The organism is Caulobacter sp. GW821-FHT09A05, assembly GCF_059418465.1.
Genome location: NZ_JBWKPX010000056.1, coordinates 1 through 7,644, shown reverse-complemented (window position 1 = coordinate 7,644; position 7,644 = coordinate 1). Strand labels below are relative to the sequence as shown.

Annotated in this window: 11 protein-coding genes and 1 pseudogene; 8 read left to right on the top strand and 4 right to left on the bottom strand. The window is 72.3% G+C overall.

The features are described 5' to 3' along the window. The 4 genes from AC07NX_RS26065 to AC07NX_RS26050 form a co-directional block, all read left to right on the top strand. Nucleotides 1-352 (top strand): hypothetical protein (locus AC07NX_RS26065; protein WP_494646007.1); only part of this gene is annotated, 352 nt, incomplete at its 5' end. Beyond that, entirely contained in the window at nt 349-927 is a 579-nt protein-coding gene (locus tag AC07NX_RS26060) for a hypothetical protein (RefSeq protein WP_494646005.1), read from the top strand. The genes AC07NX_RS26065 and AC07NX_RS26060, both read left to right, overlap by 4 nt. An 87-nt stretch (nt 928-1,014) precedes the next feature. Next, nucleotides 1,015-1,395 carry a methylglyoxal synthase gene (locus AC07NX_RS26055; protein ID WP_494646004.1) on the top strand — a complete coding sequence of 127 codons (381 nt, stop codon included), beginning with the start codon at nt 1,015-1,017 and terminating at the stop codon, nt 1,393-1,395. Between the two features lie 94 nt (nt 1,396-1,489). After that, nucleotides 1,490-1,720 carry a DUF6289 family protein gene (locus AC07NX_RS26050; protein WP_494646003.1) on the top strand — a complete coding sequence of 77 codons (231 nt, stop codon included), beginning with the start codon at nt 1,490-1,492 and terminating at the stop codon, nt 1,718-1,720. 3 nt (nt 1,721-1,723) lie between these two features. On the opposite strand, the gene AC07NX_RS26045 is transcribed toward AC07NX_RS26050, so the two are convergent. Beyond that, nucleotides 1,724-2,194 carry a ribonuclease H family protein gene (locus AC07NX_RS26045; protein WP_494646001.1) on the bottom strand — a complete coding sequence of 157 codons (471 nt, stop codon included), beginning with the start codon at nt 2,192-2,194 and terminating at the stop codon, nt 1,724-1,726. A gap of 104 nt (nt 2,195-2,298) precedes the next feature. On the opposite strand from AC07NX_RS26045, the gene AC07NX_RS26040 reads away from it, so the two are divergent. The 4 genes from AC07NX_RS26040 (at nt 2,299) to AC07NX_RS26025 (ending at nt 5,365) form a co-directional block, all read left to right on the top strand. Beyond that, a complete protein-coding gene (locus tag AC07NX_RS26040) occupies nt 2,299-2,748 on the top strand; it encodes a DUF2214 family protein (RefSeq protein WP_494645999.1) in 450 nt (149 codons plus the stop codon). A 363-nt stretch (nt 2,749-3,111) separates the two neighbouring features. Continuing rightward, a complete protein-coding gene (locus tag AC07NX_RS26035; protein ID WP_494645998.1) occupies nt 3,112-4,488 on the top strand; it encodes a hypothetical protein in 1,377 nt (458 codons plus the stop codon). A 61-nt stretch (nt 4,489-4,549) separates the two neighbouring features. Further along, complete coding sequence (locus tag AC07NX_RS26030) at nt 4,550-4,852, top strand: hypothetical protein (RefSeq protein ID WP_494645997.1); 303 nt, start codon at nt 4,550-4,552, stop codon at nt 4,850-4,852. A gap of 69 nt (nt 4,853-4,921) precedes the next feature. Then, nucleotides 4,922-5,365 carry a hypothetical protein gene (locus AC07NX_RS26025; RefSeq protein WP_494645995.1) on the top strand — a complete coding sequence of 148 codons (444 nt, stop codon included), beginning with the start codon at nt 4,922-4,924 and terminating at the stop codon, nt 5,363-5,365. Nucleotides 5,366-5,416: 51 nt separating this feature from the next. Here the strand turns inward: AC07NX_RS26025 and AC07NX_RS26020 are convergent, their stop codons facing one another. The 3 genes and pseudogenes from AC07NX_RS26020 to AC07NX_RS26010 form a co-directional block, all read right to left on the bottom strand. Then, the gene (locus AC07NX_RS26020; protein ID WP_494645994.1) at nt 5,417-5,998 is read right to left on the bottom strand and encodes a hypothetical protein; all 582 of its coding nucleotides are present in this window, start codon (nt 5,996-5,998) and stop codon (nt 5,417-5,419) included. Between the two features lie 72 nt (nt 5,999-6,070). Further along, nucleotides 6,071-7,162, bottom strand: coding sequence for a DUF2336 domain-containing protein (locus AC07NX_RS26015; protein WP_494645993.1), 1,092 nt, complete (start codon nt 7,160-7,162; stop codon nt 6,071-6,073). Continuing rightward, nucleotides 7,159-7,644 (bottom strand): annotated as a pseudogene (locus AC07NX_RS26010) (hypothetical protein); the annotation flags it as partial. The pseudogene AC07NX_RS26010 and the gene AC07NX_RS26015, both read right to left, overlap by 4 nt.

Below are 7,644 nucleotides of genomic sequence, written 5' to 3'. Positions count from 1 at the left end.
TCCCGTGGCCGCGCCGCCGGCGACCCCGCCGCGGGCGCCGCTCCCGGCCAAGGGGCCGTCCGTTCCGATCTGGCTATGGCTGGTCGCCCTCGTCGTGGCTGCCGGCGGCGGGTTCGCCCTCGCCCGGTGGCTGGGCCGCCCGAGGCCGCCGTCGCGCCTCGCCCAGCCCGCCTCGACGTCCGCCCCCGCGCCCAGCGCCCCGGAGATCGCCCTGGTCGCCGATCCCGGTGTGGTGGTCCTGAAGCCGGACGGCCCGCCGCGCGCCGGCATGGCGGTCTCGCTGCGGTTCGAACACGCCGCCGACCCCGCCGAGTTGAAGCTGGACTATCCCGCCCTGGAGACCGCGCCATGACCGAAGCCGCGCTGGATCCGCCGTCCCCCGGCCGCGGCGCCACGACTTGGCGGGCGTTGTTCGCCGAGGACGGCGACGATCCCCTGGAGGCCTGCAAGGGGGCGCCGCCCCTGACCCAGGCGATCACCGAGGCCGCCCGGAAGTTCCCCAGCGCCTGCTGGGACGATGTCGAGGGCGGCTGCCGCGACGAGGTGGGCAAGCTGCTGGACCTGTCGGTCGAGCGGGTGCTGTTCGACGGCTGGATGAAACTGGAGCGCTTCAAGAAATGCGTCGAGGAGTCCAAGGTCCATCCCGAGGACGCCTTTTTCCAGGACCTGGACGACCACGAGATCGCCTCCACCCACAAGCCGCGCATCGAGCTGCGCTACGGCGCGGTCAAGGTGGCCGACCTGGACTTCGAGATCGAGCTGGCCCTGAAGGTCAAGGGCGTGCGGCTGGAGGTGCGCGGCGGCAAGGTGGTCTGCGCCACGGCCGGGGTGTTCTCGGCCAACGCCAAGCTGTCGCTGCACGAGCAGGTGCTGGTCGAGAAGAAGACACCGGAGTTCGCGGCCCCGACGAAGATCCGGTTCGCCTGAGGGGCGGCGTCCGCCGTTTCTCGCGGTTCGGCTTTTCCTGGTCCCCACCAAGCGGCTAGGAGAGGGACGAACCCCGGAGACTCTCGCATGCCCGCCGCCGCCCCGCTCGCCATCGGCCTGGTCGCCCACGACGACAAGAAGGCCGCCCTGGTCGACTGGGCCGTGGCCCATCAGGCGTTCCTGGCCCGGCACAAGCTCTACGCCACCGGCACCACGGGCGGACGCGTCCTGCAGGCCCTGCCCGACCTGGACCTCACCCGCCTGAAGAGCGGTCCGCTGGGCGGCGACCAGCAGCTGGGGGCCCTGCTGGCCGAGGGCCGGCTGGACATGCTGGTGTTTTTCGTCGACCCGCTGTCGCCCCAGCCGCACGACGTCGACGTCAAGGCGCTGATCCGCATGGCGACCCTGGCCGACATCCCGTTCGCCTGCAATCCGGCCACGGCCGACCTGATCGTGGCCGGGCGGTAGGCTGTCCCGCTATGCAGGTCGCCAGGCGCGGTCGTGACGGTTGCGCGCAATCCCAGGATGTGTAGCGTCGTGGCGTGTTTCGCGGAGGATCGCCATGAAGACCCTGATGACCAAGCTCGTCGCCGGCGTGTTGATGACCGCCTCGCTGTTCGCCTGGGCCGAGCCGGCCTCGGCGCGCCGCCTGTATGCGGTCGCGGCGCAGTACTATTCCGGGCCGGACTACAACCAGCTGGTCGGCGAGGTCTACAGCAACTGCGACGGGACCGGATCGCAGTGGGGCGTGCGGACGCCCTACGTGATCCGCGAGACCACGCTCTGCCCGTAGGCGTCAGCCCGGGAACTTCAGCAGGTTCGGCCGGGGGATCGCCGCCTTGAACGTGCCGCGGGTCTTGGCGGTGTCGAGGCCGAAGTCGGCCCAGGCGCGCAGGAAGCCGGCGGCGGGCGTCGTGTCCCGCAGGGGCGACAGGGCCAGCACGGGGCGGGCGGCCAGCAGCTTGCGGGCGGCGGCCCAGGCCTCGGGCTCGGCCGTGGCGTAGGCGCCGTCGCTGGCCACCAGTTCGGCGGCCAGGGCCGGGTCGGCGAAGTGCAGGGTGACGGCTGCGTCGGCGGGCAGGTCGGCCAGCACCGTCAGCGCCTCGATCACCCCGGTCAGCACCATCCTGGCGCCGCTCACCCGTCGCTCGCCCCCGGCCGCGCCGGCCAGGGTCCCGTCGGCGTTGCGGCGCACGTGGGCCCAGCCGCCATAGCCTGGATCGGGTTTGCACAGCGAGGCGGTCCAGAGGTCGACGGAGGCGGTCATGTCGTCTGTTTAGAGGCGGAGCCGAGGGCTGGCCAGAGGGGAGGTCGCGTGACGAACGGCGTTCCGCGGAGCATGCTCGCGGGTCTGTCGAGTCGGAGCCCGTCATGCTGGATCTCGTCCTGGCCATCCTGCACCACCTGCTGATCCTGTCGCTGGCCGGGCTGATGATGGTCGGGTTCGTCCTGGTCAGGCCGGGCGTGAGCGGGGCGGGCCTCAAGGCGCTGGGCGGGATCGACGCCAGCTACGGCGGGACGGCGACCCTGATCCTGGTGGTCGGCTTCAGCAGGGTCTTCCTGGGCGCCAAGGGCGCGGACTTCTATCTGCACAACCCGGTGTTCTGGGCCAAGATCGCCGCCTTCGCGGCGGTGGGGCTGCTGTCGATCGCCCCGACGATCGCCATCCTGAAATGGCGCAGGCAAGCCAAGGCCGATCCGGCCTTCGCCCCGTCCGACGCCGAGGTCGCCAAGGTCCGCAAGGTGATGCTGGCCGAGCTGGCGGTCTTCGCCCTGATCCCGGTCTTCGCCGCCGCCATGGCGCGCGGCTACGGCCTCTAGAGACCCGCGAGTCGTCGGTCGGGCGGGCGCGGGGAAGCCGCGCCGGAACGGAAGGTAAACGCGGTCTTAAAAACTATGGTTAACGTCATTTTCATTTCGGTGAACAATGTTCTAACGCGCCTGCTCGACCTTGTTCCCTCATCTGGATCGATTAAGCAAAAAGTGTGCCAGATCGGTGCAAAAACAGCGGTTCGAGCCCCCTTCGGGAACGAAGTGTAAACACGCTGCAAATATTTATGGTTAACGCCACCTTAGGCTTCGTTAACCGCTTGTTAATCGCGTTGGCTCCGGCTTTGCTACGGATGCGTTGAACCCGTGCCGGACGTGCCGGCCTGGGACGTTCCGTATCCGGAGTACGCGGCAATGTTCGATTTCGGTCGTGACCTGAAGAGGCTCTTCGGAGTCGACGCCGGGGCCCCCGCGCGGGCCGCGGCGCATCGCGACGGGTTGACCGGTGGCGACACCTCGCTGCTGGAGCTGCTGGACCTGCGCCTGCTGGTCAACGAGGCCCGCTCGGCCGACGTCGCCGCCGGCCGGATCGGCGCCAAGGATCGCGGCCATCGCCTGCTGGAAGCCGCCGTCGTCTGGCGCGAACTGGCCCGCCGCTCGGGCGACGCCGCCGCCCTGCGCAAGGGCGCGGCCCAGGCCGAGGCCGCCGCCAAGGTCTTCGAAGCCGAACACAAGCCCGAAAGCCTGGCCGCCGCCCGCTGCGAGCAGGCGACCCTGGCCGTGCTGGGCGCCGACCTGTTCGGCGACGAAGGCCTGCACGCCGCCGCCGGCGCCACCCTGACCCTGGCCAAGACCGCGCCGGGCCACCGCTGCGCCATGGTCGAGGCCCTGCTGGCCGGGCTGGAAGGCCGGGTGGCCCTCGGTGAGAACGACCTGGACCGCGCCCTGGCCGCCGCCGAGGCCTTCGAGGCGCCGCTGCGGGGCCTGTCGGCCGCGCGCCGGGTCAAGGGCGGGGCCTCGCGCCTGCTTCTGGCCGACCAGCGCGCCGCCCGCGTCGAGCTGCTGCTGGCCTGCGCCGCCCGCCTGAAGGACCGCGCCCTGACCGAAGTGGCCCTGGCCGAGGCCAAGGAGGCCGAGGCGGGGCTGGATCCTGATTTCGAACCCCTGGCCTGGTCGCGGCTGGAGTCCCTGCGCGGGACGGCCCTGGTGCAGCTGGGCGAGCTGGACGGCGAGATCAACCACATCGCCGACGGCGTCGAGGCCCTGGTCAAGGCGTTGGAGCCGGTCACCGCCGACCATAGCCCCATGGACTGGGCTCGGGCCCAGGCCGCCCTGGGCGCCGGCCTGCAGGCCATGGGCGAGGCCACCACCTCGGAGCGCTGCTTCGAGCGGGCGGTCACCTGCTACGACCGCGCCTCGCACATCCTCAAGACCCAGCCGGCCCTGGCCCTGCGCGCCGTGGTCGCCAACAACCGCGCCCTCAGCCTGGCCCGCTGCGCCGAGCTGACCGCCGACCTGGCCGTGCTCGACGCCGCCGAGATGGCCTTCAAGGCCGAGCTGGCCGCGACCCCGGGGGCTCGTGACCCCGCCGCCTGGGCGGTGACCCAGATGAACCTGGCCCGGCTCTACGAGGCCCGGGTCGAGATCACCGGCCGCGACGACGGCCGCCTGGACCGGGCCGCTACCGCCCTGGCCAGCGCCTTCGACATCTTCGCCGAACTGGGCCTGAGGTCGCTGACCGACCTGGCGGCCCAGGGGTTGCAACGGGTCAAGCAGGCGCACGCCGCCTGACCCAGAATGAAACCGGACGGTCCCGAACGGGCCGAACCCAAGAACCAGTAGGGAAGACCCCGTGATCGCTTCGTTGCTCGCCGCCGCCGCTGTCTCGATCGTTCCGACGCCCACGGCCCAGCCCGCCGTCACCCAGGTCAAGGACGTCCAGCCGCAGATCGCCGAGGCGCTGCTCAGCTGCATGGTCAAGCGCGATGGCGGCCTGACCGCCTGCTCGGTGCAAAGCGAATTCCCGGCGGAGATAGGCGTCGGCAAGGCGGCCCTGAGCATGGCCTCGCAGTTCCAGGTCGACCTGATGGGCCCCGACGGCAAGAGCCGCGCCGGCTCGTTCATCGACGTCCCGGTCCGCATCCGCATCCGCTAGGGATCCGTCCCGGGCTCGACCTGAAACGCGACACGCCCTAGCTTGGCGGTGTAGCGTTTCGGGGGCGGCATGGGCGAGGGTTTCAAGGACGTGGACGTCTCCCGGGCGCTCTACCTCGTCCTCTATCTGTTCATCGTGATCATGGGTCTGCGCGGCGTGCCGGCGGCGGTCCGTCGTCGCGCTGAGGCGCCCCGCTGCAAGGCCTGCGAGACGCCGGTCGACGCGGACGCCGCGCCGCTGGGGCCGTGGGGCGGTTGGACGTGCCAGAGGTGCGGCGGTCCGGTCGAGCCGGCGCGCGAACCCGAACCCCGGACCGGCCCGCGGGGCTGGATGGACCAGTATCCGTGGGCGGTGTACGGCGCGATCTGGGGCCTGCTCGTTTGGGGCCTGCTGGTCGGCCGCGACCTGTGGCTGCGCGAGCCCATGCCCGACCCGCTGACCTTGCCGCTGACCGTCGCGGGTGGCCTCGGCGTCGGCTGGCTGCTGACCTTGATGCATCGGCGGCGCGGCTAGGCGCGGTTCCCCGGCCTTGCGTCGCCGTTTTCTCGATCCGCTCGTCCTGCCTCACTGGGGTTCGGGCGGCGGGCGGTCGTCGTCGGGGGAGGGCGGGGGATCGTAGCGGTCGTCAGGGCGCTGGTCGTCGGCGCGATCCCGCTCGCGCTCCTCGTCCCAGCGGCGGTCGCGTTCGGTCTCTTCCCAGGCCTCGCGGCGCGCACGTTCACGGCTGGCCGCCCGTTCCTCCTCCCGCAGCCGCCGGGCGAGCTCGAAGCCGCTGCCGGTTCGCTCGCGCTCCCACCGGTCGTCGGCCGGCCCGAGGGTCGCCAGGCCGTCATCCTCACCCGCCCGCGTGCTGCGGCTCGGCGACGCCGGACGGACCGTCGGCGTTGCGGTGAACGCCACCTCCCGGTCCTTCGCCATGGCCTGGGCGGCCTCGGACAGGCCGACGTCCAGGGGCGCAGCGCGGGGGACAGCCGCCTTGGGCGGTTCGACCACGCTGATGCGCAGGCCGCCGTCGCCGGCCGCCTCCGCCGGCGCGTCAGGTCGCGTCAGGGCGGGCCAGACCGCCATCGCCAGGCCGGCCGTCGTCACGACCGCCGCCGCGGCGACGCCGGCGATCAGGACCGTCTTGTTGTTGGGCAATTTCACTAGGGCGCTCCGGAGACGGAAGGCCTCTCGACATAAGGAACGGCGTGGGGAGACGCCAGTTCCGCGCGGAGCCTAAGCCGCCGCGACGTCGCCGGTCGTGCGGCGCATGCGCCAGAAGCGGATGGTGCGCAGGGCCGCGTCGCGGGGCAGGGCGGCGTAGAGCTCGCCATACTCCTTGGCCTTGCCCATGGCGTTGTCGTTGGGGTCCAGGATCAGCAGGGCGAAGGTCAGGAACAGGGCGCGGTCGAAGTCCGCCGCCTTGCAGACCACCGCCAGGGCGTCCAGTTCGCGGCGCTCGATGATCTTGCGGGCGGTGTGGAAGTCGATGTCGGCCAGCTCGGCCAGGGCGACCAGGAAGATGGTGGTGCGGTTGGCGCGGAGCATGGCGACCAGGGCCTGGGGCGTGACCGCGCCCCGCGCCTTCAGGGCGGTGATCTCCTTGACCGCCGCGTCGTAGTCGGCCGGCAGGGCTCCGTCGCTGGCCGCGACGCGATTGCGGCCGGCCTTGAGGGCGGCTTCCAGTATGGCCGGATCGACGTTGGCGTTGCGCTCCATGATCCGGTCGCGCAGGCGCGCCTCGGCCACGAAGTACATCTCGTTGAGCAGGTCCATCGGCAGGGCCTGGCGGTCGATCACCGCCTCGTGCAGCTCGGGATTGGCCGCCGCGCGGTCGACCGCCGCCTCGTGAGCCTGGCGCGACAGAACCGCGCCCTCGTTGCGCAGCAGCACGCCCAGGGTGGTGTCGTCGCCGCGCTGGACGATAGCGTCGGACACCAGGCTGGGCACGACCGGGCGCTGCGAGATGGCCCGCAGATGGTCCTGGCTCTGGGTGCGGGCCACGTGCAGCAGGTCGGCCTCGCTGAGCTGGGGCGCGCCCTGCAGGATCGGACGGGCGATGGCGATGCTGTCGCTGGCCAGGGCCCGGGTCAGGGACGGCGGCGGGGTGGCGCTCGTGCCCAGGCGCTCGGCCAGCTCGATCCGCACGGCCTCTTCCATCTCGCCGGCCAGCTGGCCCATCACGTCGTCGAACAGGCCCATCTCGACGTCGCCATGGCCGTCGGCGGTGAAGAACAGGTCGGTGACGCCGCGCAGCAGTTCGCGGCGGCGCGAGCTGGACGGCTCATCGGCCAGGGCGATGAGGTCGTGGAGGCGCGACTGGATCAAAGGCCTTGGTTCCGGGTCTTGGCGCGGCGGGCGGCGCTGTCGTCACCGTCGTCGTCGCCCCGCGCCCCGGCGGCCAGCCAGTCGGCCGAGCCGTGCATCGGGGCGGCGTCCTCGGCCGGCGCGGTCGCCGCGTCGGTGGTGATCAGCACCTGATGGTCGGGGCCGGCGGGCGGGATCGGATCGGGCGTCAGGCCGGATTCGCGGGCCACCGAATAGAAGCGGGCCCCGGTCACGCCGGTGTTGGCGGCGGCCACCTGGCGCGGGAGCGGCGGGGATGGCGCCGCCGGGGCGGGAGCCGCAGCCGGAGCTGAGGTCGGCGCGGAGGCGGGGGGGGCGGTCGTCATGCGGACGCTGCGATAGCCGGACCAGTCCTTGGCCGGACCCGGCGTGGCGGCGGCGACGACCGGCGCCGGACGGGGCGGGGCGGGCTGCGGGGCGGCGACGGGCGCGGACGGTCCGTCTTGGCCGGCCCGGTCGCGGCG

Bases quoted from the DNA above. Each gene is read 5' to 3' on its own strand.
- AC07NX_RS26035 (WP_494645998.1), top strand. From the start codon at position 3,112: ATGTTCGATTTCGGTCGTGACCTGAAGAGGCTCTTCGGAGTCGACGCC.
- AC07NX_RS26055 (WP_494646004.1), top strand. From the start codon at position 1,015: ATGCCCGCCGCCGCCCCGCTCGCCATCGGCCTGGTCGCCCACGACGAC.
- AC07NX_RS26025 (WP_494645995.1), top strand. From the start codon at position 4,922: ATGGGCGAGGGTTTCAAGGACGTGGACGTCTCCCGGGCGCTCTACCTC.
- AC07NX_RS26060 (WP_494646005.1), top strand. From the start codon at position 349: ATGACCGAAGCCGCGCTGGATCCGCCGTCCCCCGGCCGCGGCGCCACG.
- AC07NX_RS26045 (WP_494646001.1), bottom strand. From the start codon at position 2,194: ATGACCGCCTCCGTCGACCTCTGGACCGCCTCGCTGTGCAAACCCGAT.
- AC07NX_RS26040 (WP_494645999.1), top strand. From the start codon at position 2,299: ATGCTGGATCTCGTCCTGGCCATCCTGCACCACCTGCTGATCCTGTCG.
- AC07NX_RS26050 (WP_494646003.1), top strand. From the start codon at position 1,490: ATGAAGACCCTGATGACCAAGCTCGTCGCCGGCGTGTTGATGACCGCC.